The sequence below is a fragment of the Candidatus Litorirhabdus singularis genome, from assembly GCF_026262625.1.
GTDB classification, from domain to species: domain Bacteria; phylum Pseudomonadota; class Gammaproteobacteria; order Pseudomonadales; family Halieaceae; genus Litorirhabdus; species Litorirhabdus singularis.
The window spans coordinates 25,261-49,111 of record NZ_SHNN01000004.1; the positions used below are offsets into that span (position 1 = coordinate 25,261).

The window sequence follows — 23,851 nt, forward strand, 5'->3', positions numbered from 1 at the left end:
CTTACTGCAAACTATAACAATTGAAGCTATTTAGCCGCATGAGGCGCATCAATTTTTGGTGGGAAATGCGGGGGCACACTAGCGGCCCAGTCTGCGATAAATATAGCGCGCTTAGCAGGATGACGGCGACAATACTGGCGGCACTGTTGACGGGTGTCAGCGCCAGTTCCAGCCAGCGGCTGTCTACGCTGACCAATGATTGGGTGACGGCTTGTGTTAGCTGTTGCACTAACTGCTGTAGCGGTGCGTCCAGCAGCCATTCGCCAATGATCAGCAGGGCGGCCAGCGCCAGTCGCAGGACCAGTTGCTGGCGCCGTTGCAGCAATTCAGTAAAGGCATGCTCGTCGCCGCTCCGGGCGAGTTTGACCAGCAATGGCTCGGGCCCGTCCTGGTAGTGTTTGTCAGCAGTGGACAAGGGGGCGGTTGCCTAGTTGCTGCTGTCTTGCTGGTCGGTGCCTTCTGCAATACGTGCAGCAGCCCGTAAACCCAGTCCGATAAAGGCCATGAGAGTCGCAGCGCCGATGATGGGTAGCAACGCCTGCTGATTGATGAACCAGATACACAGGCCCAGAATCGCCAGCCCTGGCGCGATATACAGCACAATCGTGGCGGCGACTTTGAGGTCGCGGGCATTACTCTGTGGGTCGCTGTGAGAACCGAGTATCCGCTCAACCGTGGCCTGGTCCACACTGGCGCCACTTTCTATGACGCGGCGCAGGGTTTCCTGTTGAGTTTCTCGCTTGCGGGCAGAATCCCAGATTCCGCCCAGTACGATGGCGGCTATGAATAGCCAGAATCCGAGCGCGCCCATACCAGCAGCTGCATTTTCATAATCAATTCCCCTGAAAAGTTTAGTCTTCACTAGTAATGATGCGGGCAACAGCCGTTTAGATGCACCTGACGCAAAAAAAGTGCCAAAAAGGTTCAACCGGTGGCTCTGTGGCGGATTACTGAGCGTTTGCCGGGCTTTGGAGCAGTCGCACCCAAACTTTGAAAAGTGGGAACTGTGTCGCAACAATTGTGCCCCGATCAGGGCATGATGCCGACCATAGGATCAATGTTACGGCGGAAAGAAACAGTGAACACGACAATGGATGCAGAAATCATGGACCCCAGAAAGCTATACTGGCTCAGCGGATGTCTGGCAGGAGTAGGCGGCGCGATGCTGGCTATTGCCGGGCTAGGCCTGCTGCTGCTCTAAGCACCCCAAGGCTCGCTCAGCGAGGCTTGCGCTGGAATCCCCAGGCTTTTAGCGACCTAAGCGCATAGTAAAATCCCTTAGACCTGACTACCGGCGCCCGCCGGGCTTGCTAACTACGTTGCAAACCCCTCAGGTCGGCAAGCTGATATCTGCCCCAATAAAGTGGGACAGATGGCTGGTATCGTTGAACTTGCGCAGACTCAAACGGCCCTCATGGGCCACCAAATGACTGATAGAACCATTGTCGGCACCACTAAAGGCAAACGGCTGTGAGCCGGTGGCCTGGTGTAAAATGCTGCCGATAACGCCACCGTGTACGACGACCATTACGACCTGATCCGGGTGTTGCGCGATAATGCCTTGCAACCCACGCGCTACCCGTTGATTCAGCTGGGCGTTAGTTTCTGCGCCGGGTACGACACCCCACTCCTGTTCTTCATGTAGCGTGGCTACCAACGGGTTTCCCTGATGTGCCATGATTCGGTATACACCGGCTTCCCATTCACCCAGATGTACTTCACGTAAGTCGCCGACGATACCGGGCTGGAGTCCCTTTTTGTCACACAGTGGCTGAGCTGTCTCTACCGTGCGCCGCAGGGTCGTCACGTAAACCGCGTCAATGGGATGGTCGGCAAGTCGCTGCCCCAGGCGTATGGCTTGATCACGGCCCACCTCGGCCAGTTCCGGGTCGCCCTGTCCATCGACTAGCGGAAAAGGATTGTCAGTGCTGGCAGGTCTTGATTCACCGTGGCGCACCAGCAAAATTTCAGTGGCGCCCGGTGGGCGTACAAAGCGAGTTTGGCGGTAGGTTGGGGCTTCTGTCATGGCGGTTTATCCTGGCTGGTACTGAAGGCGCTTACTATGCCATTATCCAACGGTTGCCGTCATTGTCTTAGTGCTGGTGGCATTAGGTAGCGAGAATTTTTGGCGCTCAGTTTCAGTTACCACAGGTGGCTGGCTCTGCGGCTACAGGTTTTGGAGGGAGATAATAATGAAAATAATTAAAATGGTCGCAATTCTACTGCTGGTTTACGTCGGTGTGGTTGTTACTTTTGAGTCTTTGCTGGGGTATTTTCAGCCAGCCAATCAGGGGACGTTAAAGATCACGACGCAGGCTACAGATGGCACCCGCTCGCAGCGAGTGCTGGCGCAGCTGGAGACAGATGGGCAGCTGTATATTGCGGCCAATCACTGGCCCCGGGCCTGGTATCGTGAGGCCTTGGCTAATCCGCGCGTTGAAATCGAAAACGCTGCCGGGCAGGGCATTTATATTGCGGTGCCACTGGAGGGCGCTGAGCATGACCGCATTAATGAGGCGAATGCACTGGGCCTTGGTTTTCGTATTTTGACCGGCTTTCCGCCACGCTATTTATTGCGACTCGACCCAGTACAGTAATTGCTGCAGGTGGGTGTGCTGTCTAGACGTAGTTGTCACCGTGGCAGTAAGACACCATCCGGCTTAACTCGCTGAGACTGCGGCCAGACTGGTCGTGCAAGTCGTTAAAAAACTGCTGACTGCGTGACAGCGAGGTTTTGGTGTTGATGCCGCCTTCGATGATCTTGTGGTTGCGCAAAAAGCCCTCCACATCGCGAGATAGCAGGAAGCTGTTTACGCCCAGGCTGCGCAGGGCATAAGGGCCCGTGTTGCCGCCCAGTCTGGAGCCGTGTTGTTTCAGGTATTGCCAAAGACCGACAATATCGTCGCTGGGCCAGTTGGCAATGAATTTTCCAAAGCTGACACCTTCGCGCTGCTCTGTTTCGTGAATCATGAAAGCGTTTTCGCGGATGGCCAGCACTTTACGGTAGTTGCGGATGATGGCTTTGTCGCTGGCTTTTCGCTCCAGCATATCGTCTGGCATCATGATCAGCTTGCTAACTTCAAAGTCCCAGAACACCTCCTCAAAGTTGTCCCACTTGGCCTCGACCACGCGCCAGACAAAGCCGGACTGAAAAATCTTTTTGCAGAACTCGGCCAGATAGCGGTCGGTGGGTAGTCTTCCCAGCGTGCGTTTGGAAGCAGGGGTTGGCAGCAGCTTTTTGAGCTGCTTCTCGCCGCCCTTGCGGGCGCAGGCAGTGGCGTATATATCGTCAAATGATGGCATGACTCTATTCTACCCAACCGCGGTACCCTTTTCCCATGCCTGTGGGCTCAGAAATGCACACCTTTCATCAATGATGCCAGCGCTACCTGCTCATTGGAGACTTCGATCTTCTCTGGTGTTGCATCACCCTTGGCAGCGGCAGAGTCATTAAACATGCGGAATACCACGTTCATTACCACTTCTGAGAACCTGGGCGCCAACGCGGTCATAACCTGCAGGCCTACGCCCATGGGGGTGGCTATACGCTTGGGCTTCTTGATAACCGCTTCCACCACCATATCGACCGCTTCATCCGGGGTCAGTACCGGCATTGAATCGTAGACGGTAGTGGCGGCGATCATGGGGGTGCGCACCAGCGGCATATTGATGGTGGTAAAGCGCACATTGCGATCGGAAAACTCCACGGCTGCCGCCCGGGTCCAGGCGTCCAGGGCGCTCTTGGAGGCGACATAAGCAGAGAAGCGGGGGCTTGGTGTTAGCGCACTGATTGATGACATATTGATAACATGTCCCGATTCCCTGGCCAGCATACTGGGTGCAAAGCCGCAGATCAGCCGCACTGCACCAAAGTAGTTGATTTGCATGGTCCGTTCAAAATCGTGAAAGCGGTCAAAAGACAGCTCGATAGAGCGGCGAATAGAGCGGCCGGCATTATTGAGCAGTATATCGACGAAGCCGTGCGCGGCCAGAACTTCAGCGACCAGGCGGTCACAGTCCTCCATATCGGAAACATCGGCAGTATAAGAGGTTGAGAGGCCACCTACTTCGGCGATCTCAGCAGCGGTCTCGGCGAGTTTATCGGCGGAGCGCGCCACCAGTAGCACGTGCGCGCCGGCCTCGGCCAGGCGGATGGCCGAAGCCTTGCCAATGCCGGAGGAGGCGCCTGTGATCAGCACGACCTTATCCTTGATGTTGCCTTCCAGTGAGTGGTCAATAAACAGGTCCGGGTCCAGTTTACGCTCCCAGTAATCCCAGATAACTGGCGCGTAATCAGGCAGACTGGGGCAACTGATGCCACTGCCCTTGAGCGCTCGCTCGGTATCCCGGTTGTCATAGCGAGTGGGGTAATTGAGGAACATGGTGACTGAATCCGGCAGGCCCATATCGGCCAGTACGGTGCTTACTACCCGCTTGATGGGTGGCAGGCCGGCGATGGTGTCGCGAACAAAACTGGGAATGAATCCGAACATGCGCATATCCAGACGCATGCTCAGGCGCGGTGCGTGTCCCGCCTCGGCAAAGATGTTGATCAGCCGGCCCATGCTGTAATGCTCGGGGTCGCTGAGGTGAAAACAGTCGCCGTCGTGACCGGGCAGATGGGCAATGTGGTCCATTGCGGCAACCACATAGTCCACTGGTACCACATTGAATTTGCCGCCCTCTATACCGATCAGTGGGAACCAGGGCGGTAGCACCTTGCGCATTTTCTGCAGTGACTTGAAGAAGTAATAGGCACCGTCAATCTTGTCGATCTCGCCGGTCTGGCTATCACCCACCACCATCGCCGGTCGATAAATACGCCATGGCACCTGGCATTCCTCGCGCACGATACGTTCAGATTCGTGTTTAGTCGCGAAATAAGGGTGCTCGTAGTTTTCTGCTTCCTCAAACATATCCTCACGAAATGTTCCGTTATAGAGACCGCCGGCGGCTATTGAACTCACATGCTGGAAACAGCTGGCTTTGAGCGCCTGAGCCAGGCCAATGGCGTGGCGAGTGCCGTCGATGTTGGTCGCAGACTGTTGTTCGGCTGACGCTGCTATGTCATAGATGGCGGCGAAGTGGCAGAAATGTTGAACCTGACCGCTGATCTCGGCAATCGTCTCGGCGTCCAGCCCCAGGTTGGGCTGCCGCAGGTCTCCCAAAACGGGTACCAGCCGCTCGCTGTTGTCGCCAAAGCGGGTCTGCAGCGCGGCAAATTTTTCCTCTGACCCGGCGCGGGTCAGTACAAAGATGGTGCCCTCGCGTTGGCTCAATTTTTCGATAAAATTGCGACCTAAAAATCCGGTGCCGCCGGTTATGAAATAGCCCATTAAATCTTCCTCCAAAAAGTCAGTTGCTGCCTAAGTGTGGCCGCCTTAGTGATGTGCCAATTTAGTTTCCGCCTGAACAACGGCTGCCAGCCGTCTATCCAACGCTAGATGACGCCGGTGTGAAGTTGCCATACAGCGCGCTGGTAGGTGCGCCGTTTGGCCGAGTTGCTCAGGAGTTGAATGCCATCACTGCAGAGAGCAGCTGTCGGCAAGTGATCTGACCGACCAGTTTGCCGTCTTCTACTACCGGCCGACGGCGCTTGTTCTTCAGCAACATATCCTGTGCTACGTCAGTGATATCTTCATGTGGGTTGGCAACCACCAGATTCTCGCTGGCCATGTAATCGCGGACGCGACCTATCTTGTCCTGATTATAGGTGGAGCTAAGAATGGCCCGCAGGCAGTCGAGCTCGGACAGAATGCCGGCCAGTCGCCCCGAATCATCAACCACGCAAAGGCCGGAGATCTTGTTATCAATGATCAGCTTGATGGCCTCGGCCATTTCGGCTTCGGCATTGATGGTGACCGTGCGTGCCGTCATGTAGTCTTTCAGCTGTACAGATCTAAGCATAAGCTATCTCCTTATTTTTTAATAAGTTTAGACCAATAACGCGTGAATGCTTACCGATAATTTGCGCTCTGTTTTATGTATACTGGTTGGTGATTACGGTGGCGAAGAGCCCGCTATGCGCATAGACATATACTCAGATAATATTTGCCCGTGGTGCTTTATTGGTAAACGGCACCTCGATATGGCAGCTCGCAACCTGGGTTTGACCAACCTTGATACTCGTTGGCACGCCTACCAACTGTACCCGCAGATACCGATGGACGGCGTACCGCGCAAGGAGTTTATGCGGGCCCGTTTCGGCGCGGGGGGCGGTGACGCCTTCAAGCGGATTGCGGCCGTAGGCGTTGAGGCAGGCATAGCGTTTGCCTTTGAGCGCAATGAGACTATTCCTAATACGCTTAATTCTCATCGCCTGGTGGCCTATGCTGCTAGCGAGGGTAAACAGCATCAGACCATAGAGGCGCTAATGAGTGCGGGGTTTGAGCGCGGACAGGATATTGGCAGTCCGCAGGTATTGCTGGACGTTGCAGCAGCGGCTGATTTGGACGTTACAGCCGTAGAGCAAATGCTGGCTTCGGGCGCTTATACTGATGAAGTGCGTACCAGCGTTGACGAATGCGCGGCAGCCGGTATTCAGGGTGTCCCCCTGTTTCGGCTAGAGAATGGTGAGGTTATTCAGGGTGCGCAGCCGGTGCCGGTATTTCAGATGTTGTTGCAGTCAGCGCGCGAAGATATTGCCGCAGGGCTGGTCTAGGCAAGCGCCGTAAACCGGCGCAGGCTGTCGAGACGAGTGACGCCTCGGCTTTGGTTTTTCTGCTCCAGCATGTCGACTGCTTCCAACAGCAAGTCCGCTGTTAGCCCGAAGATACGTTCACCGTCGTGATCAATGACGCTCTCCTGGTACTGTATGCCGCGATGCTCGCGCGCTTCCTGATTCACTTTCAGACTGTCGTCAATCTGCAACGTCAGCACGCGAGCAACCTCAATGTTAGGTTGGGTTTGTGGCGCACGCGCCAAATAGCCGACCCAGGGTTGCATTAAATAGCCGCCACCACTCCAGGCGTCATCGAGGCGTCCCATTAGTTCAACATCGCCTCTATTGATACCGACTTCTTCCTCGGTTTCTCGCAGCGCAGCCTGAGCGAAATCTTCACCCGGGTCGAGGCGTCCACCAGGAAAGCAAACCTGACCGGCAAAACTCCTTAGATGAGCGGCGCGAACGGTTAGCAATGTTTGCGTTATTCCGTGCTCCTCCCAAAACAGTATGAGTACGGCTGCGCGGCCGAAATTGTTCGGTACAGCCTGCTCTGGAAATTGGAATGCGGGTCTGACAGATAATTGCGCCAGCGCTTGTTGTAACGGCGTCATGTGCCGACGTCCTCGAGTTTCACTGAGCGTATACTACCAAAAACCCGAGTCCCAGGTTGAGCTGCAGTTAGGCGTTGACCAGTGGGCCGATATCCAGCACGGTTGCTGTGCGCTTGTGAGCCGTCTCCGCGAGAGCTGGGCGTGGATTAAATAAGGTTGATACAGGAGTGGAAACTATCAGTAATAAAGATGCGTTCGGGCCGTGGATGTTTGGCTTGTTCTGGGTAACAGCATTGGGCTTAATGACGTTGTATTTCACCGGTATGCTTGATGAGCGTCGCAATCCCAATCAGGAATTGCGGTTGGTGAACTCGGCCGACGGTGCCACGGGTGTCGTGCTGGAACGTAATGTCATGGGCCATTATCTGGCCAACGGTGAGATCAACGGGCAGCCAGTGGTTTTTTTGTTGGACACTGGCGCAACCAACATCGGTATTCCCGCTGCTGTCGCCAGCCGACTGGGGTTAACATCCGGCACACCATCGCGTAGCCTCACCGCAGGAGGCATAGTCTCCACATGGTTGGTAACCTTGGATCAGGTCCGACTCGGTCCGATCGAGCGGGGTGAGGTGACTGCCTCGGTAATTCCGGATATGCCCGGTGAAGAGGTACTGCTGGGCATGTCTTTTTTGCGCGATCTGGAAATTGTCCAGAAAGGCGATACGATGACGCTGCGACTGGCTTTGGCGGGACCGCGGTAGTTAATAATAAAGTGAATAAGGAGAGTCAAAATGAGCAATGTGTCTGAATCTGATCGGGAGACATTTTTTGCAGACGTCGCTGCTGCGTCGGCTAAAGCAGTATGGTCTGCGGTAGCGACGGTACATAAGGGTGAGGCGCGCGTGCGCTTGGTCCATCCCACCTGGGAGGGCGACGTACTGTGGTTTTGTACGTCAAAGTCTTCGCCCAAGGCCAAGCAGCTGGCGGCCAACCCGGCCATCGATGTGCAATGGCAGGTAGCACCCCCTGAGTTTATCCACATTATGGCGCGTGGTACGGCAGAATTGCTGGATGACCCCGCCACGCTGGAGCATGTGTGGGAAGTGATGGACTATGACCTTGCCGATTTTTGGCCAGAAGGTCCCACTGCCGAAGACTTTGTTGCGGTGCGTATCACGCCGCAGCGGGTCGAGCTGTCAGAGATGTTCGGTAGCACCAATAAGCGCGTGTGGCGGGCATGATGCGCATACCGCTACTGCTGGCATTGCTACTGCTACCGTTGGCCAGCCTGCAGGCCGGTCCGGCTGCAGAGAACCTGGCGGCTGCGGTGCGTTTTGCCACCATCAGTCATCAGGATCGCAATCAGGTTGATGAGCAGGCGTTTCTGGGGTTGCATGCATTTTTGCGTGAGACCTACCCGCAGACGTTTGCGCAGTTGGAAGTGAAAGTGATCAATGACTTCAGTCTGGTACTGGTTTGGCGGGGCAGTGAGACCACGGCAAAACCGGTGTTGTTTACGGCTCATATGGATGTGGTGCCGGTGGAACCCGGCACCGAAGCAGACTGGACCCATCCCGCTTTTGACGGTGTCATAGAGAACGGTGTGATCTACGGTCGCGGCACCTTGGATGACAAGCTGGGTGTGATATCGCTTTTGGAGGCGGTAGAAAGGCTTCTGGCTCGGAGTTATGCGCCCGCCCGTACGGTGGTATTTGCGTTCGGCCATGATGAAGAAGTCAGTGGAGTGCAGGGCGCCGGCGAGATCGCCCGCTACCTGAAAGAAGAGGGCTTCTACTTCGACTGGATGGTGGATGAAGGCGGCATGATGTTTAACGACAACCCCTTGGTCCCCGGCGAGCAGGTGGCGCTGATTGGGGTTGCTGAAAAGCTTTATTTGACACTGATTTTCCGTGTTGAAGGCGAGGGCGGCCATTCATCCCGCCCGCCGCGGGTAACCACAATTGGCCGTTTGGCAGCGGCAGTAAAGAAGGTAGAAGACAACCCGTTTCCTGCCCGAATTGTGCCCCCGATCGACGCTATGTTGGAACGTATGGCGCCACACGTGGATTTCCCCCAGAGCTTTCTGTTTAACAACTTATGGTTAAGCGACTGGTTGATTGCACGGATAATGGAGAGCAACCCCACCACAGCCGCGTTTGTTCAGACTACAACTGCTTTGACGATGTTTAATGCGGGGGTTAAGGAAAATGTGATTCCCCAGATGGCGGAGGCACGGATTAACTTCAGGTTGTTGCCTGGTGACAGTGCTGAAATGGTTATCGAACGGGTGACTGAACTGGTAGATGATCCCGCGGTCAAAATTACCAGAGCGGCTAATACGGCGCGACAGGCACCGGTAGCCCAGATCGACGGTCCTGGATTTGTTCAAGTGAGTAGGGCGGTGGAGGCGGTTTATCCGAATACTCTGGTGCTGCCTTACATGTTACCGGCTACCACCGATGTCAGGCATTATCTGGATCTAGCCGATAACCATTACCGCTTTCACGGTGCGCTGATAGGTATGGAGCAGGGCGCGCAGATTCACGGTACCGATGAGCAACTGTCGGTTGCCAGCTTTGAGAAGACAGTGGATATTGCCGTGCAGATGATACAAATGGGAACTCAACCATGACGCAGCGATTGCTTGCAGAGGGAAAGACTATGTTGGGAAGAATATTGTGTGCCTTGGTTTTGATAGCGCTGGCCGGTTGTGCGGGTACTATTGAGGAAGCGGACACTAACGCTACAACAACTACAACTACAACTACAACTACAACTACAACTGCTGGCGCGGCTGACCTGATGCCGGCAGGCGAGCCCTGCCCAGAAGTAAGGCCGCAGATTTGCACCCTGCAATATGATCCGGTGTGTGGCTGGGGAGAAGGCGACTTTTATGGAGATTATGGTAATTTCTGTGGTGCCTGCGGCGATGAGCGAGTACTTCGAGTTGTCGAAGGTCGCTGCCCTGAAGCCACCGAATAGTTAGCGGCGTGGTGATTATTCACCTTTACCGAAAGCAGCGGCTGGGATAGAGTTCCGCGCTGTGTCTATCCACTCGCCTCAGAATAAAAAGGAAGCGACATGAGCTTAACCTCGCGCATACTGATCGCGATGGTGGCGGGCGTTTTTATAGGCTCTCTGCTCAATCTGGTTACTACCCAAGGCTGGCTTAGCGCTGGCATGCAGGAGTTTCTTTCTGCGTATCTGGTTGATGGTGTTTTAGACGTTGTGGGCCGAATTTTCGTTGCCTCCCTCAAGGTTTTGGTGGTGCCACTGGTATTCGTATCATTGATCTGTGGTGCGTCATCATTGGGTGACAGCAATCGTATGGGATCGATTGCCGGTAAGACGATGCTGCTGTATCTGCTGACGACGGCGGTTGCGGTTGGCACAGCTTTAATGGTCGCGCTTTTGACAGGCCCAGGTGAAGGGGTTGATATGGTAGCGTCCTCTGCTTATGTGCCGCGGCAGGCCCCTCCACTGTCCGATGTAATCGTGAATATTTTCCCGACCAATCCGGTGCGGGCAATGGCCGATGGCAAGATGCTGCAAATCATAGTCTTTGCCCTGTTGCTGGGCTATGCGATTTCACGCTCCGGTGAGGCCGGCGTGCGGATTGCAGACTTCTTTCGTGATTTTGAGCAAGTGATCATGAAGATGGTCGAAGTGATGATGGCGCTGGCGCCTTACGGTGTGTTTGCTCTGTTGGTGAAACTTTTCGCGCAGCTTGGTGTAGGCGCCATTCTGGACCTGGGTAAGTACTTCCTGACCGTAGTTTTCGTGCTGCTGATACACGGTCTGGTTACTTATAGTGTGTTATTGCGCTCATTGAGTGGTTTGTCGCCGCTGATAATGTGGCGTAAGTTGCGTCCAGTGTGGGCGTTTGCCTTCAGTACCGCGTCTTCCGGGGCGACCATGCCGATTACCATGCGCGCAGTAGAGAGGCGCATGGGCGTCAAGAATTCAGTGGCCGGCTTTACAGTGCCCTTGGGCGCTACCATCAATATGGACGGCACGGCGATTATGCAGGGCGTGGCGACAGTATTCATTGCCCAGGTGTACAACGTTGATATTGGTGCGGTGGGCTACCTGACCGTGATTTTGACAGCGACGCTGGCGTCTGTCGGTACCGCTGCGGTGCCCGGAGTCGGGTTGATTACCCTTGCTCTAGTGCTAGAGCAAGCCGGGCTGCCAGTTGAGGGAATTGCGCTGATTATTGGTGTCGACCGCTTGCTGGATATGGTGCGTACGGCAGTCAATGTTACAGGTGATGCCGCAGTCACACTTATCGTGGCGAGCAGTGAGGGTGCCATAGATCTCGATGTCTATGAAGACCCCAAGGCCGATACGCTGACCCAGGCAGTGGTGGTCAGTGCGGAAACGGATATAAAAGCCTGATCTGTATCAATTTGTGACTCTAACGGTGCCTCTCTAGTCTTTTCAGACGATGCGGGCAGACGATACGGCGCTCATACTACCCCCATCAAAATTGATTGAGGTGGCGCCATGACTGCTGCAGAGAAAGTACCCTATCAAATCAAGTCAGAGCCTATTCCAGAGCGCTATGCGCGCGGTTGGCATGTGCTGGGCAAGGCCACGGACTTTACCAGCGAGCCGCAGAAACTCGAGTATTTCGGTGCTAAATTGGTGGCCTACCGCGGCGCCGACGATGGTGAAGTGCACGTGCTGGACGCCTACTGTCCGCATATGGGTGGCGACCTGAGCCTGGGCACTGTCAAGGGTGACTCGGTGGTATGTCCATTCCACGAGTGGAGTTGGGGCGCCGATGGCGTGTGTGATGATATTCCCTATGCCAAGAAAATCCCCGCCAAGGCTTGTATCAAGTCGTGGCCAACCACCGAGCAGAACGGTTTGCTCTTCGTCTGGAACGACCCGGAGAATAATCCCCCGCTGGAGGAGCAGTATCCCAGTAAGATAGACGATTACTATTCAGGTGAGTGGACCGACTGGAAAATGACGCGGATACCGATTGCCAGCAACTGCCGCGAATTGGTGGATAATATGGCGGATCTGGCGCACTTTGGCCCGATTCACTATACCCGCAGTGTTTACGAGTTCCGCAATGTGCAGGACGGTCATGTTTTCAAGCAGTTCATGTCGGGCGGTCACGATTTGCTGACCGAGGGCGATGTGCCTATGACCAGCGTGGCTACCTACGAGGGCCCCGCGTACATGACGACCACAATGACTGGCGCGATGGATGGCACTCCGATGACCGTGCATTTACTAGTCAGTCACGTGCCGGTGCACACCGAGCTGTTTCATATTAACTTTGGTGTCATGGTTAAAAAGGTAGAGGGCAAGACCGAAGCAGAAAGCAGCGCCATGCTTGACGAGTATTTTCAGACCAATATCGAGGCCTTTCAGCAGGATGTTGATGTCTGGAATAACAAGGTGCGGGTGGACAATCCCCTGATGTGCGACGGTGACGGGCCCATTAACATGGTGCGCAAGTGGTACACCCAGTTCTATCTTGATGTGGCAGACATTCCACCATCACTGGTTGCCCGCAAAGAGCATCGCACTATCTAGCGTCTGGCGCTGGGTAAGCCACCAGCGTGGCTCTGCTCAGCCTAGCGTTACCGGCAGGCATAGCTCCAGTTCAAAGCGCTCCTCGCTGTCCAGAAATTGGTTGCGCTGGTAGCGCACATGAGCGGGTATTGTGCGCGGCCGCAAGCCAGACCTTGGTAGCCACTCCTGCTGCACCCGGCTCAGCCAGGGCAGTAACTCTCCGTAGCGTCCTTGCAGCCTGAACACGGCATGCAACCCGCCGGGGATGCGCATACTGCTGATCGCGCCGCGCCGCGGTAGCGAATCTTCTATCGCCAAACAGGCCACATAGCGACACTCTGCCAGCGGCACCAGCGCCGGGTTGGAGTGATGCAGGCCAATCTGGCGGTCACTGGCATGGCCTTCCTGCTGCGCCCAGTGCTGCAGCATTTGCCACGCCAACCGAATACTACGCCCGTAGCCCCGATGCCTGACATAGGCAACCGCCTGAGACGAAAATTCTAGCAGCTGTGGCGCTGGCAATGGCTGCAGCGCTATGCGCTCAAAACTCGCCGCAATTTCTGCATCATCGAGGTAGGGGGCTGGCCCACGTTGCTGCCCCTGCTGCCGCCAGCGCCCGGGACTCATCTGCCAGGTCTGCCGAAAGGCTCGGCCAAATGAGGACAGCGATTGAAAACCACACTGCTCAGCGATATCGATGACCGGCCGATCGGGGTTAAACATCAGCTGATTGGCGGCCTGTTCCAGGCGCGTCCTGCGGATATAACCGTGCACCGACTCACCGGTTACCTGGCGAAAGCGACGGTGAAAATGCGATTCAGACCATGTGGCGGCGACGGCCAGTCGATCCGCTGACAGGTCCGCCGCGATGTCTCGGTGAATCAGGTTGAGTACACGGTTGACCCGATTGATGTAATCGTCGCTCGTTGGCATTGCGTAAAAATAGCATGTTTGGACAAACTATAAAGCATATACGGACAAATCGTATCGGTAATACCTGTGTAGGATGCTGTCCACCTCAGGCTTTGTGGATTCCTAACTATGACCGCTATTCCGATCGCAGATCGCCTGCAGCGTATGCGTCCATCCTATATACGCGATATTTTGCGTGCCGCCAGCGCCGACAATGTGCTCTCTCTGGCAGGAGGACTGCCCGCGCTTGAGCTATTTCCGATGCGCCAAATAGAAGCGGCGATGCAAACTGTGGGTAAACAGGCGCAACTGTTTCAGTATGGCGAGACGCGCGGTTATCCGCCACTGCTGGATTACCTGCGCGACCTGCTGGCGATTCCCGCCGACCATGATCTGTTGATCAGCAACGGCTCGCAGCAGGGGCTGGACCTGATCGCACGGGCTTTTCTCAACCCGGGTGATGTGGTGGTAGTGGAAGCTCCCTGTTACCTGGGGGCGTTGCAGGTCTTTGAGCTGGCTGATGCCGCTGTGCGGTTGGTGGCACAAACGCCGCAGGGGCCTGATTTACAGCAACTGGAAAGTTTGTTTGCCGCCGGTGACGTGCGCCTGTTTTATGCGGTACCGGACTTCCATAATCCCACCGGTATTTGTTGGTCGCTGGCGACGCGTGAGCGGGTCGCCGCTCTGTGTGAGCAGTTCGGGGTGCTATTGGTAGAGGATGCGCCTTACCGCAATCTGCGGTTTGCCGGTGAGGAATTGCCACTGGTAGCGGCAGCGTTACCGTCACAGGCGCTGGTCCTGCGTTCCAGTTCTAAAATTTCCACACCGGGAATGCGCCTGGGTATGGTCAGCGGACCGCGGCAGTTTATTGACGCTTTGGTGCTGGTCAAGCAAGCAGCTGACCTGCACACCAATGTGCCGTTACAGGCGGCACTGCTTGAGGTGATATCGCAGGCGAGCTTTCCGCGTCATCTGGCGCGTTTGCGGGTGTGCTATCGGCGCCGTTATCGGGCATTGCTGGGGGCACTGCAGGCACAAGGATGGCAGCCTGCGGCGGTTTGCGGTGGTATGTTTGTGTGGCTGGAACTGGAGGACATCGACGCTCGAGCGCTGGCGGCAGAAGCGCTGCGCTGCGGGGTAGCCGTGGTGCCTGGTGAGGCCTTCTACCCGGCTGACGTAGCAGTCCGACCTGCGCTGCGACTAAACTTCACCCATTGCAATGAGCAGGCCATCGAAGAGGCAGTGGCGAGGCTAGCCGTTGCCATTGAGACGCTCCAGCGGCAAGATGCCGGATAAGAAAATGCCCGCCCAGTCGCTAGTCAGTTAAGCAAGGATATGGCCGTATGTTAGCGCTCAGCGAATTGAATATTTATCCGGTGAAATCGTTGGGTGGGCAGAGCCTGCTGCAGTCCACGCTTGACCGCTTTGGGCTAGAGGGGGACCGCCGCTGGCTGGTTGTTGACAGTGATGACCAGTTTCTAAGCCAGCGCGAGTTGCCGCAGATGGCTACCCTGCAAACGCAGCATGATGCGAACGGGCTAGTATTGCGCGGTGATGGCGAGCAGATTGGGGTGGCTACACCGGTGGCAGATGCGCAGCAGCGTCAGGTGCGGGTGTGGGGAGATAGTGTTGTGGCTCTGGATGCGGGCCCTGATGCGGCCCAGTGGCTGAGCCAGCGCCTGGGTCGTGACTGTCGTCTGGTCTATATGCCAGACACCTGTCGGCGCGCAGTAGACCCGGACTATGCCAGACAGGGGGAGACGGTGAGTTTCGCGGACGGATTTCCGCTGTTGCTGATAGGGTCGGCGTCGTTGGAGGCATTCAATCGGCATCTGCAAGCTCCGATAAGCATGAATCGATTTCGGCCCAATCTGGTTGTGAGCGGCGCAGAGCCTTATGCCGAAGATAGCTGGCGGCGACTGCGTATTGGCGTTATGGAGTTTGACCTGGTTAAACCCTGTTCACGCTGCGTGATGCCTGCCATAGACCAGAGTAGCGGGCGCAAGCAGCCAGAAGTCCTCAAGGCCCTCGCCCAGCATCGCCGCGGCGCTGATCGTAAAACCTATTTCGGGCAGAATCTGCTGTACCGCCAGAGCGGAAGCCTGGCGGTGGGTGATGCAGTAACGGTTCTGGAATAGGCGCGACTGCTGAGCCTGCCTCAGTCTCCCTTAAACTCGGGCTTACGCTTGTCCAGAAACGCTTCAACCGCTTCGCGATGGTCATCCATCTGATGGCTGATGGCCTGCATGCTGGCGCTCATGTCGAGCAGATCTTTGAGCTCCATGCGCTGTGCGGCCTTAAGTAACCGTTTGCTCATCCTGACACCGCGCGGTGGCTTGGCGGCAATTTGCCGGGCGATTTCCAGACTGCGTGGCATTAATTCTTCAGTGGGTACCAGCTCCATCAGTAGATTGATGTCGAGTGCCTCATCAGCCTTTACCAGACGCCCGGTGAGAGTCAGTTCCGCCGCCCGTTGATAACCGACAACGCGTTGCAAAAACCAGGCACCGCCGTCACCGGGAATGATGCCCAGGTTGATGAAGGTTTCACCGACCAGCGTCTCGGGGCAACCAATACGGATATCGCACATATTGCACAGATCGAAGCCAGCACCGATAGCGGCGCCGTTAATGGCTGCGATGGTGGGTACTTCGATGCCCTCTAGCGCCAGCGGTATCGATTGAATACCGTGCCGGTACTGCTCCTGAATCGCAGCGGGAGTGCCGCCGAAGAGACCGTTACCATCGCGCATTTCCTTGACGTTGCCGCCCGATGAAAAGGCCTTGCCGGCGCCGGTAATCACCAGTACAGAAACGTCTTCGCAACGATTGATCCAGTTGACTGTGTCGACAATGTCGTCAATCAGGGCGGTACCCGTGAGTGCATTACGCACATCATCGCGGTCGAAGGTGAGTGTAGCGACACGCTGGTCCAGCTCCAGTCGCGCGTCGGTCAGTTGGGGAATGCTGCTCATAGTCAGGTCTCCTGTGGGTTGTGCTATCCTTAGCGCCCTGGAATTTGAGGGAAAAAGTGGATGTCTATCAAGGTTGCCATCGTACCAGTCACAGCCTATCAACAGAACTGCAGTATTATTAAATGCGAAACTACCGGGAGTCTGGCGATCGTTGACCCCGGCGGTGACATCGACAAGATACTCGATGCGGTGAAGCAACTCGACGGTACCGTCGAGAAGGTAATTTTGACTCATGGCCATATGGATCACTGTGCAGCTTCAGATGTGCTGCGCCAAAAATTCTCGGTTCCTATAGAGGGCCCGCATCAGGAAGACAGCTTCTGGATCGACCAGTTACCCGCCTCCTGCAAAATGTCAGGGATGCCGCATGCTGATCCTTTCGTGCCGGACCGTTGGCTGGAAGATGGCGATACAGTCACGGTCGGGGCGCAAACTCTGCAGGTTCTGCACTGTCCAGGGCACACGCCGGGTCATGTGGTGTTCATCTATAACGACCAAAGAGTAGCCTGGGTGGGTGATGTCATCTTTCAAGGGTCTATTGGGCGCACCGATTTTCCGCGTGGCAACCACGAGCACCTGGTGACGGCTATCCGTGAGAAGCTGTTCCCCCTCGGCGATGATATTACTTTCATTCCCGGACATGGTCCGACCTCAACCTTCGGTCACGAGCGGCAGACTAATCCGTTTGTCTCGGACTCCCAATATGGCTGATGCGGATAAGCTTGAGCTATTGCGCGGCGAGTTTCACAGTCAGACCGCGCGCACTGAATGGCATGACCTGCAGGTACATTTTGCCCGCGGAGCGGTGGTGCTGGTGGCGCCGGAGCTAGATTTGGTAGAGGTCGCCGTCCAGCTGCAGGTTGACAATAAGCAGGAATTTGAAGATTGGATAGCAAGGGGCTTGGTAGCCGGAGTCAGTCCTGAACAGGGCCAGGCTTTCTACGCGGCTAACACCAGCTTGTGGACAGTAGTAGCCCCGCCCTGGGTGTTGGTGCAGCAGTCCGACAAGGAACCTCCCGGCGCGGGCTAGAGGACGACTTTAATCCAGTCATCGGCGCGCGGTTCGCCCCGTGGATATTGACCGTTAAGCAGGCGTAGCTGGTTTTCCGCATCGGGTATTTTGCTCTGCTTGGCCAGTGCCGCGTAAGTAATGCCCGGGGTGGCTTGAATGTAGGCCAACTGGCGTTGCTTGGGCCCTTCCCGTTCGGTATTTTTCATGGGCCGAAAGCTTTCAATCAGTGCTTTGAACTGGGCATCTTCCACGTTGAAATCAGCTTCGTTGACCACTTCACCCTCAAACAAGTAGGCGATAGAGCCCATGTGCAACAGTGCCAGCCGACGGCTGTTACCACCGTTGGCAGCGGGTGACACGCCCCAGTATCCTTGTAGCTCATCAGTTTTCAGGGGTGATGATTCCAATAATTTTGGCGCCAGCAGCTGTTGGTTGATGAAATCCCGATCACTGATGGAGGTGTTGCTGCGCTTGATGGTAATGGTGACGCTGCTGCTGCGATCTGTGGCATGACTGACGATAGCCCGGGAACCGGATTTAACCGTCCAGCCTTCCGGGTACGCAAAGCTGAAGCTAAGCTTGTTGTGATAATAACGGCCACCCTCGCGCTGGGCGGGTGCGCCACCTTTGCCATAGGTCATGCCATTGATGATGCCGCGAAATTCTCCCTGGTCAATTTGCGCCGGGGGGCGCTGCTCCATAGCCGCGGCAGCTTGAATAACTTCCTGCAAGCGTTTGTCATTGCGGGGGTGGGTGGAGAACAGCCCGTGATAACTCTGAGAGGGTTTTCCTGCGGCCTTGGCCCTGACACGCTGGTACTGTTCCTGGTCCTTCAACACGCTGATGACATCTAACAGGGCGTAGGGGTCATAGCCGGCCCGGTGTAAATATTGTGAGCCTTCGCGATCAGCCTCAAGTTCATGGTCGCGACCATAGCCGCGCACCAGTGCGGTGCCCGCAGTATTTGACGCATCGGCCAGGTCGGCGCTGCCCGTGGTGATATAAGCCAGCTGCGCCAATACACTATTAGCGGCCGAAGCCGTCTGCTGACGTACTGAGTGACGTGCTGTGACGTGACCAATCTCGTGTGACAATACCGCCGCCAGTTCAGCTTCATTGTCGAGGTAGGACATCAGGCCGCGGTTGATATAAATAAAGCCTCCGGGCAAGGCAAAGGCATTGATATCTTCACTATCGATGACGGTAAAGGTGTACTTGAGTTTGGGGCGGTCTGAATTTTTTGCGAGATTCTGGCCAATTCTGTTGATGTAGTCCTGCACCTCCTGGTCGGCGTAGGCGGCACCGTTTTTGATCATTTCATCGTGCATCTCCTGACCAATGGAGATTTCCTTATTCTCGCTCATTAATACGATGTCAGCACCGCCAGTAGCGGGGTTGGCGGCACAACCTGCCAGGGCCATATTGACCGCAGTCACTAAAACCAGAATCAGAGTACGTGATGACATCGGTAGCGGTATCTCCTAGTAATTAATGCTGAAAAATTCCAGCAGTTGATCGCCAAGCCCATCGCAGGCGGTACCCTGTACCGGCGCAATGATAGGGATGGGTACTACAACGGCCGGCATATAAGACTGCCCTGTGGCCGAAGTACTGACTCGACCGACTTCCTGGCGGTCAGTGAAATCCCAGATAGTGGCTTCGTAGTTCGCGTCGTTGCTCCAGGTACCAAAGCCGAAACAACCGGCGCCACCCGGGCCAATGCCACAGGACATTGAACCAGCACTATCGGTGCGCACGGTATTGCCGTCAATCCACACCATGTATTCAGTTTTCATGTCCTTTAGCTTGAGCTGCACGGCTTCCTTTTGCAGTAATCGCTCCAGATCGCTGGGTCGCATTGGTGCTGTGCGCGGTTCAAACCAGGGGTACAGCGCGTTCATAAAAACCAGCTCAGGCATAACGTTGACAGAGTCGTCAGCGGAAGTAATGTGTTTGGCCAGGCATTGAATAAAGTCGGGCTCGGTTTCGTAGTCACTGGCATGGCGGCGACCGAGAATAACCACGGTGGACTCGCCCAATGAGACAGTGGGCTCATTAAAAACCATTTCATCGACTGTTGCGGTTACGCAGCCGCCTAAAAACAGTAGGGTGCCGAGGCAGCAAAGCCGACAAAATTGGTAACGTGTCATGGTGTTGCCCGCCTGTCGGCAGTGTTTTCCAGCCACAGCTTCACTTCGGGTACTTGCTCGAAGTTCACCGCAAAGTTGGCACCCGCGTCGCGCAGGGCGACCACAGCGGCCAGATTTACAGCTGCTTCCGCCGAGCGCAGAAAGGCAGTAGGAGTCTTGCCGTAGGCCGTCATGGTCCAGTCGGCTAGCTGTTCACCATTGGCAGAATACAGCTCGTAGCGGTAGCGCATCCATATTTCAAACACATTGATCTTGGTATGGGTTGGAATGGAATACTGTAATTCGTTGACTTCTGGCACCAGGATCGCATCTACCGCCTGTTTGCCGACTTCTGCAACACGGTCCTTGCGCGGTAACTCATTGAGCAGAACGACTCGTTCAAACATACCCTCGAGTAGTGTGTTGTACATTTGCACCTGTGCAGCTCCGGTCTTCACGACCCAGTCTGACTCGCCGCGAGTGGTAGCTTCATCAAAGAATTCATGTTCACGAAATTCAGGCTTGTAGTAGACCCCCAGTGTTACTGGCAGTTTGTCGAGTAGTGGTGAGGGGAACCGTCCCTCGACAACAACCTCGTTGACGCCACAACTGCTCAGCAACAGCGTCAGCATTAGCACCCCAAGTACCTTCACTGCGTATGTCAGGTGTTGCACCTGACCCCAAGTGGTGGCGGTATCAGCGATAGTCGTTAAGCCCAACGAAGGTGCCTCCATTACGAAAAGTGAGCTCGCGCATCAGCGTAGCAAATCGGATGCCGGTAGTCTGCAAATGCGGTTGCCTGCTAAATTGTACGGGAAAACCGACGGCATGGATTCTCACCAGACGGTTACCGAATTCGTCTTCACGGTTGATTCGATCAACGGTATCGACTACCTGCTGAATTGATTGCCCGGTAAATTCGTCGCCGAATACGTAGACGCTGATTTTCTTGTCAGAGGCATAAAAGGTGCTGATGGCCGCCGTGATGCCTTCTACCGGCGAGCTATTGCTGAACACATTCCAGGTGCGCAAGCGGTCCATGATGACCCGCCGCCGGCCCGGGGTATCGGGTATCCACTGCCCGCGGTAGCGCGAGAACATGTAATTGCCCATATCATTCATGACCTGAATGCCCTTGACCTCGGGGTAGATGGACAGTGTTGCTTCGAATTCTTCCAGCACTCGATCCCAGGCATAGGAATACATAGAGCCAGAGGTGTCGATAACGAAAATAATATATTCACTGTCGACGGGGATGCCGCCTATCATCTGATTTTTACTTTGGTACTGGCTGCCCAATAACCGTTTCATTTCGTCACTGAGTTGTTGGCGCGCAATCGCCAGCTGCGAGGTGACGACGTCGTTACTGTCGGCCTGAATGTTCAGGGTTTCGTGTTGTGAGCGCACACTGGCCAGCTTGCCACGCAGCAGGGCGATGGCGGCTTCCTCATTGGACAACTGTTCATGCTTGGCGTTGAGGTCGCGGTTGAGAATGTGAGTTTCACCGCGCAGCGTAAACAGCTGCTCCTGCAGTGCTGCAATACGACCTTCAAGATTGACTGAGGCGGCTTCGATAATCTGCGGCTGCATGGTTTTGGTGATCATCAGTAGTAGAATGACCGCGCCAAAGCCGCAGCAGATCACGTCCAGAAAAGACAGCGTAAACTCCTCTATACCGCGACGCTGGCGCATCAGGGCCAGTCTCGTGATGGGCTCATAAAGGCTCCGGAGGTTGCCTGCGCCAGCTGCCATAATGCGGATGCGGCCATCGGGTCACCCTCCATAGGTGCCAGGATAACGTTAACCGGTACTGACCGGGGTAACTGCGCTACGGCGCGCTCGAACAGGCGCAGTCTTTCGCGGCCGTTAATCTTGCTGCCGCGAGGTCCGCTGGCGCCCTGTGTTGGCAGTCCGTCGGTGATCAGGAAAATATTGTCAGGCTTAGGTGATAGTTTCACAGCGGCCAGGAAAGCGTTTTCCAGACTGGTGCCGTCAGCGGGCACCAGTTCTTGCAGCAGCGTGGTGCTTTTTTCCAGTTGTTCCTGGTCGCCAACTTCTAGCCAGCTGCCCTCAGTGCCCGGCAGCAACGGCGCCGCCTGAGTATTGAAGGTATAGATCTGATACTGGCTACTGACTGGCAGCTGCGCCGTCAACCACTCCACGGTTGCTACCGAGCGCTTCCATTTCTCGGCGTTGCGCTTAATGTCATCACTCATGTTACGCAGTCGAATGACGTTGACCAATTCCTGTGCCAGCATGCTGGCAGAGACGTCTACCAGTATCAAAATGTTGCGGCCACCCAGATTGAGGCCGGTAAGATACTGTCGATTACCATCGCCAATAAAGGTGCGCGCGCTGATACCCCCGCTGTCATCACTGGAGGCACGTAGCTTTTTGACCTCTTCTTCCAGTTGCTGAATTTCGGCCATCAGGGTTTCAACTTCGCTGCGCTCGGTGAAGCCGTCGCTGCTCAGGCTTTCTATCAGGGCGCGAAACTCATCAATTTGTTCGCTGATTCGCATCGCCAGGCCCTTTGCTTCGACCATGTCAAAATCCACATCTGACAGAGTATTGCGCAACTGAACCAGGCCTTCTTTACCCTCTTTAATCTCCACTTCCAGCATATTGACCTCCGATAACAGGTCGGTATTAAGGACGCGGGTCTCTTCTTCAATAGCGTGGTCAATGATCAGGAATACCAGTATCACAGCGCCGAAGCCACATGACATGACATCAAGAAAGCTGAGGTTAAACGCAATATTGCTACGTCTGCGGGCCATCGTCTGTTTCCATTGCGGCAATCGTAATACGTTTGCCGTCTACAGTTTCGACCCTGTCTCCAGCACGAAGTTGCATGGCGGCGCGCAGGGGGTGGCCATTGACGGTGGGCAGGTTGCCAGAACCTGGGTGTAGGGTAAAAGTGCCGGCTTCGTATTCAAGCCTAAAACTGCCCGATTCGGTGGCCGTTGTTGGCTGCAGCTGGGGGGGAGCGGCAGTGACTTCGACCTGATTCGTGGGTTCGACGGTCTCAGTAGTCGTTGCGACTGCAGTTGGTGGTGCTGTCGTGACGGCCGTGGCAGCCGTAGTCGCGGCCATAGCGGCTGTGGTTTTTGCCGGCAGCTGAGTAATGTGATGAACGTCTGCACCGCTGCCGGTGATCAATTCATGATGCAGTCGGATACCCTGGACAACTTGCTCGGCACTGCAGATATGCGCGTCACCGAATGTGCTACTGCTACCAGGCAGTGACGCCACTACTGAGTCCAGCAGTAACCGCTGACAGGATTCCGGCACGGCTCGGGTGATCCTTTCAATCACAGGCTGACAGCTGGCTTCAAGTGCGCTGCGCTCCAGTCTGGCCTGGCGTCCTTCCAGTTCGAAATTGTATTCAGAATGTTGGCCCAGCTGCTGCAGCACGCTGCCCAGTTGGTCGTACAGCACTTGTTCACTGGTTGCTTTGCGCCTCGGGTCGAAGCGTGTCTGGCGAATAAAGGTGTCGGCAATGGCATTGGCCAGAGCGTCCTGCAGAGCCAGCCAGCCGCAACCCGGTATGGGTGTCACAGTGCCGCGCAGTAATTGTCCGTCAACTTGCTGCAACTGGGTGATAAGCGATTGATGGAGCTGCAGCTCCAGCAAGTATCCATGGTCGGGGAGAGCGACCGTTGCTGCGCTGGCAATAGCACGATCGACGATACCGGCGACTTCAAACGGGCACTGCGAAACAATGCCCAACAATAATGATAACTGCTCGGTATGCATGCTACCCGGGACTGCCAATATTAGACTGTCGGGCTTGCCGCCCAGTTCATGCAGCTGCAGCAGGTGCTGGTGCACCAGATCTGCGCTGTGGCGTGCGGCCCCGAATGCTGGCTGCAGTGGTTCCAGTCCCAGCTGCCACCAATAGCGATGTTGAATAGAACGAGGGTGCAAGCGCGCCTGCTCGCGCGCGGCCTCGCCAAACTGATAGCTGTCGGCCTGACGAAAGCAATAGCCTGGACTACTTAGCAGTGCCTGGTCGCCACGCCATAGAGTGAGATTCCGATCGTTAAGATCCAGTATAAACTCATTCATAACAGC

The 23,851-nt window shown here is 55.5% G+C and carries 28 protein-coding genes; 13 read left to right on the forward strand and 15 right to left on the reverse strand.

Annotated features, from left to right (window positions below; translation table 11 throughout):
• Nucleotide 1: 1 nt before the first annotated feature.
• Together EYC98_RS17330 and EYC98_RS17335 are read right to left on the reverse strand one after the other, a co-directional pair.
• Entirely contained in the window at nt 2–415 is a 414-nt protein-coding gene (locus EYC98_RS17330; protein ID WP_279246651.1) for a hypothetical protein, read from the reverse strand.
• A gap of 12 nt (nt 416–427) precedes the next feature.
• Entirely contained in the window at nt 428–811 is a 384-nt protein-coding gene (locus tag EYC98_RS17335) for a hypothetical protein (RefSeq protein ID WP_279246652.1), read from the reverse strand.
• A 267-nt stretch (nt 812–1,078) separates the two neighbouring features.
• Here EYC98_RS17335 and EYC98_RS17340 point away from each other — a divergent pair, with 267 nt between their 5' ends.
• Complete coding sequence (locus EYC98_RS17340; protein WP_279246653.1) at nt 1,079–1,201, forward strand: hypothetical protein; 123 nt, start codon at nt 1,079–1,081, stop codon at nt 1,199–1,201.
• A gap of 129 nt (nt 1,202–1,330) precedes the next feature.
• On the opposite strand, the gene EYC98_RS17345 is transcribed toward EYC98_RS17340, so the two are convergent.
• Entirely contained in the window at nt 1,331–2,026 is a 696-nt protein-coding gene (locus EYC98_RS17345) for a histidine phosphatase family protein (protein ID WP_279246654.1), read from the reverse strand.
• Nucleotides 2,027–2,192: 166 nt separating this feature from the next.
• On the opposite strand from EYC98_RS17345, the gene EYC98_RS17350 reads away from it, so the two are divergent.
• Entirely contained in the window at nt 2,193–2,597 is a 405-nt protein-coding gene (locus tag EYC98_RS17350; protein ID WP_279246655.1) for a nitroreductase/quinone reductase family protein, read from the forward strand.
• A gap of 22 nt (nt 2,598–2,619) precedes the next feature.
• Here the strand turns inward: EYC98_RS17350 and EYC98_RS17355 are convergent, their stop codons facing one another.
• The 3 genes from EYC98_RS17355 to EYC98_RS17365 all read right to left on the reverse strand — a co-directional run bounded on the left by EYC98_RS17355 (nt 2,620) and on the right by EYC98_RS17365 (nt 5,907).
• The gene (locus EYC98_RS17355) at nt 2,620–3,303 is read right to left on the reverse strand and encodes a DNA-3-methyladenine glycosylase I (RefSeq protein WP_279246656.1); all 684 of its coding nucleotides are present in this window, start codon (nt 3,301–3,303) and stop codon (nt 2,620–2,622) included.
• A gap of 47 nt (nt 3,304–3,350) precedes the next feature.
• On the reverse strand, nt 3,351–5,336 hold the full coding sequence (locus EYC98_RS17360; protein WP_279246657.1) for an SDR family oxidoreductase: 1,986 nt from the start codon (nt 5,334–5,336) through the stop codon (nt 3,351–3,353).
• 169 nt (nt 5,337–5,505) lie between these two features.
• Nucleotides 5,506–5,907, reverse strand: a complete 402-nt coding sequence (locus EYC98_RS17365) for a CBS domain-containing protein (protein ID WP_279246658.1) — start codon at nt 5,905–5,907, stop codon at nt 5,506–5,508.
• Between the two features lie 115 nt (nt 5,908–6,022).
• Here EYC98_RS17365 and EYC98_RS17370 point away from each other — a divergent pair, with 115 nt between their 5' ends.
• On the forward strand, nt 6,023–6,661 hold the full coding sequence (locus tag EYC98_RS17370) for a DsbA family oxidoreductase (protein WP_279246659.1): 639 nt from the start codon (nt 6,023–6,025) through the stop codon (nt 6,659–6,661).
• On the opposite strand, the gene EYC98_RS17375 is transcribed toward EYC98_RS17370, so the two are convergent.
• Nucleotides 6,658–7,275, reverse strand: coding sequence for an NUDIX hydrolase (locus tag EYC98_RS17375; RefSeq protein WP_279246660.1), 618 nt, complete (start codon nt 7,273–7,275; stop codon nt 6,658–6,660). The genes EYC98_RS17370 and EYC98_RS17375 overlap by 4 nt on opposite strands.
• A 167-nt stretch (nt 7,276–7,442) precedes the next feature.
• Between EYC98_RS17375 and EYC98_RS17380 the strand changes: the two genes are divergently transcribed.
• The 6 genes from EYC98_RS17380 (at nt 7,443) to EYC98_RS17405 (ending at nt 12,768) form a co-directional block, all read left to right on the forward strand.
• A complete protein-coding gene (locus EYC98_RS17380) occupies nt 7,443–7,976 on the forward strand; it encodes a retropepsin-like aspartic protease family protein (RefSeq protein WP_279246661.1) in 534 nt (177 codons plus the stop codon).
• A 30-nt stretch (nt 7,977–8,006) separates the two neighbouring features.
• Nucleotides 8,007–8,456, forward strand: a complete 450-nt coding sequence (locus tag EYC98_RS17385; RefSeq protein ID WP_279246662.1) for a pyridoxamine 5'-phosphate oxidase family protein — start codon at nt 8,007–8,009, stop codon at nt 8,454–8,456.
• The gene (locus EYC98_RS17390) at nt 8,453–9,847 is read left to right on the forward strand and encodes a M20/M25/M40 family metallo-hydrolase (protein WP_279246663.1); all 1,395 of its coding nucleotides are present in this window, start codon (nt 8,453–8,455) and stop codon (nt 9,845–9,847) included. Before EYC98_RS17385 ends, EYC98_RS17390 begins: the two co-directional genes overlap by 4 nt.
• Before the next feature lie 29 nt (nt 9,848–9,876).
• Entirely contained in the window at nt 9,877–10,197 is a 321-nt protein-coding gene (locus EYC98_RS17395) for a hypothetical protein (protein WP_279246664.1), read from the forward strand.
• A 99-nt stretch (nt 10,198–10,296) separates the two neighbouring features.
• On the forward strand, nt 10,297–11,613 hold the full coding sequence (locus EYC98_RS17400; protein ID WP_279246665.1) for a dicarboxylate/amino acid:cation symporter: 1,317 nt from the start codon (nt 10,297–10,299) through the stop codon (nt 11,611–11,613).
• 108 nt (nt 11,614–11,721) lie between these two features.
• The gene (locus EYC98_RS17405; RefSeq protein ID WP_279246666.1) at nt 11,722–12,768 is read left to right on the forward strand and encodes a 3-ketosteroid-9-alpha-monooxygenase, oxygenase component; all 1,047 of its coding nucleotides are present in this window, start codon (nt 11,722–11,724) and stop codon (nt 12,766–12,768) included.
• Nucleotides 12,769–12,804: 36 nt separating this feature from the next.
• Here EYC98_RS17405 and EYC98_RS17410 read toward each other — a convergent pair whose 3' ends face one another.
• Nucleotides 12,805–13,680 (reverse strand): AraC family transcriptional regulator, encoded by an 876-nt coding sequence (locus EYC98_RS17410; RefSeq protein WP_279246667.1) that lies wholly within the window; start codon nt 13,678–13,680, stop codon nt 12,805–12,807.
• A gap of 108 nt (nt 13,681–13,788) precedes the next feature.
• Between EYC98_RS17410 and EYC98_RS17415 the strand changes: the two genes are divergently transcribed.
• Together EYC98_RS17415 and EYC98_RS17420 are read left to right on the forward strand one after the other, a co-directional pair.
• A complete protein-coding gene (locus EYC98_RS17415) occupies nt 13,789–14,955 on the forward strand; it encodes an aminotransferase-like domain-containing protein (RefSeq protein ID WP_279246668.1) in 1,167 nt (388 codons plus the stop codon).
• Nucleotides 14,956–15,002: 47 nt separating this feature from the next.
• Nucleotides 15,003–15,797 (forward strand): MOSC domain-containing protein, encoded by a 795-nt coding sequence (locus EYC98_RS17420; protein ID WP_279246669.1) that lies wholly within the window; start codon nt 15,003–15,005, stop codon nt 15,795–15,797.
• Nucleotides 15,798–15,817: 20 nt separating this feature from the next.
• Here EYC98_RS17420 and EYC98_RS17425 read toward each other — a convergent pair whose 3' ends face one another.
• On the reverse strand, nt 15,818–16,633 hold the full coding sequence (locus EYC98_RS17425) for an enoyl-CoA hydratase-related protein (protein WP_279246670.1): 816 nt from the start codon (nt 16,631–16,633) through the stop codon (nt 15,818–15,820).
• A 60-nt stretch (nt 16,634–16,693) separates the two neighbouring features.
• Between EYC98_RS17425 and EYC98_RS17430 the strand changes: the two genes are divergently transcribed.
• Both EYC98_RS17430 and EYC98_RS17435 read left to right on the forward strand, forming a co-directional pair.
• Entirely contained in the window at nt 16,694–17,344 is a 651-nt protein-coding gene (locus EYC98_RS17430; RefSeq protein ID WP_279246671.1) for an MBL fold metallo-hydrolase, read from the forward strand.
• Entirely contained in the window at nt 17,337–17,663 is a 327-nt protein-coding gene (locus tag EYC98_RS17435; protein ID WP_279246672.1) for a DUF2288 domain-containing protein, read from the forward strand. The genes EYC98_RS17430 and EYC98_RS17435 overlap by 8 nt, the downstream gene beginning before the upstream one ends.
• Here EYC98_RS17435 and EYC98_RS17440 read toward each other — a convergent pair.
• The 6 genes from EYC98_RS17440 to EYC98_RS17465 are packed head-to-tail and all read right to left on the reverse strand — an operon-like array spanning nt 17,660 to nt 23,845.
• Entirely contained in the window at nt 17,660–19,111 is a 1,452-nt protein-coding gene (locus tag EYC98_RS17440; protein ID WP_279246673.1) for a M48 family metalloprotease, read from the reverse strand. The genes EYC98_RS17435 and EYC98_RS17440 overlap by 4 nt on opposite strands.
• Before the next feature lie 15 nt (nt 19,112–19,126).
• A complete protein-coding gene (locus EYC98_RS17445) occupies nt 19,127–19,795 on the reverse strand; it encodes a hypothetical protein (protein WP_279246674.1) in 669 nt (222 codons plus the stop codon).
• A complete protein-coding gene (locus tag EYC98_RS17450; RefSeq protein ID WP_279246675.1) occupies nt 19,792–20,493 on the reverse strand; it encodes a hypothetical protein in 702 nt (233 codons plus the stop codon). The genes EYC98_RS17445 and EYC98_RS17450 overlap by 4 nt, the downstream gene beginning before the upstream one ends.
• Entirely contained in the window at nt 20,471–21,466 is a 996-nt protein-coding gene (locus tag EYC98_RS17455; RefSeq protein WP_279246676.1) for a VWA domain-containing protein, read from the reverse strand. The genes EYC98_RS17450 and EYC98_RS17455 overlap by 23 nt, the downstream gene beginning before the upstream one ends.
• Nucleotides 21,466–22,554, reverse strand: a complete 1,089-nt coding sequence (locus tag EYC98_RS17460) for a VWA domain-containing protein (RefSeq protein WP_279246677.1) — start codon at nt 22,552–22,554, stop codon at nt 21,466–21,468. Before EYC98_RS17460 ends, EYC98_RS17455 begins: the two co-directional genes overlap by 1 nt.
• Nucleotides 22,538–23,845 carry an FHA domain-containing protein gene (locus EYC98_RS17465; RefSeq protein WP_279246678.1) on the reverse strand — a complete coding sequence of 436 codons (1,308 nt, stop codon included), beginning with the start codon at nt 23,843–23,845 and terminating at the stop codon, nt 22,538–22,540. The genes EYC98_RS17460 and EYC98_RS17465 overlap by 17 nt, the downstream gene beginning before the upstream one ends.
• Between the last annotated feature and the right edge of the window lie 6 nt (nt 23,846–23,851).

Coding starts and splice junctions, on each gene's coding strand:
- EYC98_RS17460 (WP_279246677.1), bottom strand. CDS start 22,554: ATGGCCCGCAGACGTAGCAATATTGCGTTTAACCTCAGCTTTCTTGAT.
- EYC98_RS17430 (WP_279246671.1), top strand. CDS start 16,694: ATGTCTATCAAGGTTGCCATCGTACCAGTCACAGCCTATCAACAGAAC.
- EYC98_RS17375 (WP_279246660.1), bottom strand. CDS start 7,275: ATGACGCCGTTACAACAAGCGCTGGCGCAATTATCTGTCAGACCCGCA.
- EYC98_RS17440 (WP_279246673.1), bottom strand. CDS start 19,111: ATGTCATCACGTACTCTGATTCTGGTTTTAGTGACTGCGGTCAATATG.
- EYC98_RS17370 (WP_279246659.1), top strand. CDS start 6,023: ATGCGCATAGACATATACTCAGATAATATTTGCCCGTGGTGCTTTATT.
- EYC98_RS17360 (WP_279246657.1), bottom strand. CDS start 5,336: ATGGGCTATTTCATAACCGGCGGCACCGGATTTTTAGGTCGCAATTTT.
- EYC98_RS17345 (WP_279246654.1), bottom strand. CDS start 2,026: ATGACAGAAGCCCCAACCTACCGCCAAACTCGCTTTGTACGCCCACCG.
- EYC98_RS17410 (WP_279246667.1), bottom strand. CDS start 13,680: ATGCCAACGAGCGACGATTACATCAATCGGGTCAACCGTGTACTCAAC.
- EYC98_RS17435 (WP_279246672.1), top strand. CDS start 17,337: ATGGCTGATGCGGATAAGCTTGAGCTATTGCGCGGCGAGTTTCACAGT.
- EYC98_RS17365 (WP_279246658.1), bottom strand. CDS start 5,907: ATGCTTAGATCTGTACAGCTGAAAGACTACATGACGGCACGCACGGTC.
- EYC98_RS17445 (WP_279246674.1), bottom strand. CDS start 19,795: ATGACACGTTACCAATTTTGTCGGCTTTGCTGCCTCGGCACCCTACTG.
- EYC98_RS17390 (WP_279246663.1), top strand. CDS start 8,453: ATGATGCGCATACCGCTACTGCTGGCATTGCTACTGCTACCGTTGGCC.
- EYC98_RS17395 (WP_279246664.1), top strand. CDS start 9,877: ATGTTGGGAAGAATATTGTGTGCCTTGGTTTTGATAGCGCTGGCCGGT.
- EYC98_RS17465 (WP_279246678.1), bottom strand. CDS start 23,845: ATGAATGAGTTTATACTGGATCTTAACGATCGGAATCTCACTCTATGG.
- EYC98_RS17415 (WP_279246668.1), top strand. CDS start 13,789: ATGACCGCTATTCCGATCGCAGATCGCCTGCAGCGTATGCGTCCATCC.
- EYC98_RS17385 (WP_279246662.1), top strand. CDS start 8,007: ATGAGCAATGTGTCTGAATCTGATCGGGAGACATTTTTTGCAGACGTC.
- EYC98_RS17400 (WP_279246665.1), top strand. CDS start 10,297: ATGAGCTTAACCTCGCGCATACTGATCGCGATGGTGGCGGGCGTTTTT.
- EYC98_RS17455 (WP_279246676.1), bottom strand. CDS start 21,466: ATGCGCCAGCGTCGCGGTATAGAGGAGTTTACGCTGTCTTTTCTGGAC.
- EYC98_RS17355 (WP_279246656.1), bottom strand. CDS start 3,303: ATGCCATCATTTGACGATATATACGCCACTGCCTGCGCCCGCAAGGGC.
- EYC98_RS17335 (WP_279246652.1), bottom strand. CDS start 811: ATGGGCGCGCTCGGATTCTGGCTATTCATAGCCGCCATCGTACTGGGC.
- EYC98_RS17420 (WP_279246669.1), top strand. CDS start 15,003: ATGTTAGCGCTCAGCGAATTGAATATTTATCCGGTGAAATCGTTGGGT.
- EYC98_RS17350 (WP_279246655.1), top strand. CDS start 2,193: ATGAAAATAATTAAAATGGTCGCAATTCTACTGCTGGTTTACGTCGGT.
- EYC98_RS17425 (WP_279246670.1), bottom strand. CDS start 16,633: ATGAGCAGCATTCCCCAACTGACCGACGCGCGACTGGAGCTGGACCAG.
- EYC98_RS17405 (WP_279246666.1), top strand. CDS start 11,722: ATGACTGCTGCAGAGAAAGTACCCTATCAAATCAAGTCAGAGCCTATT.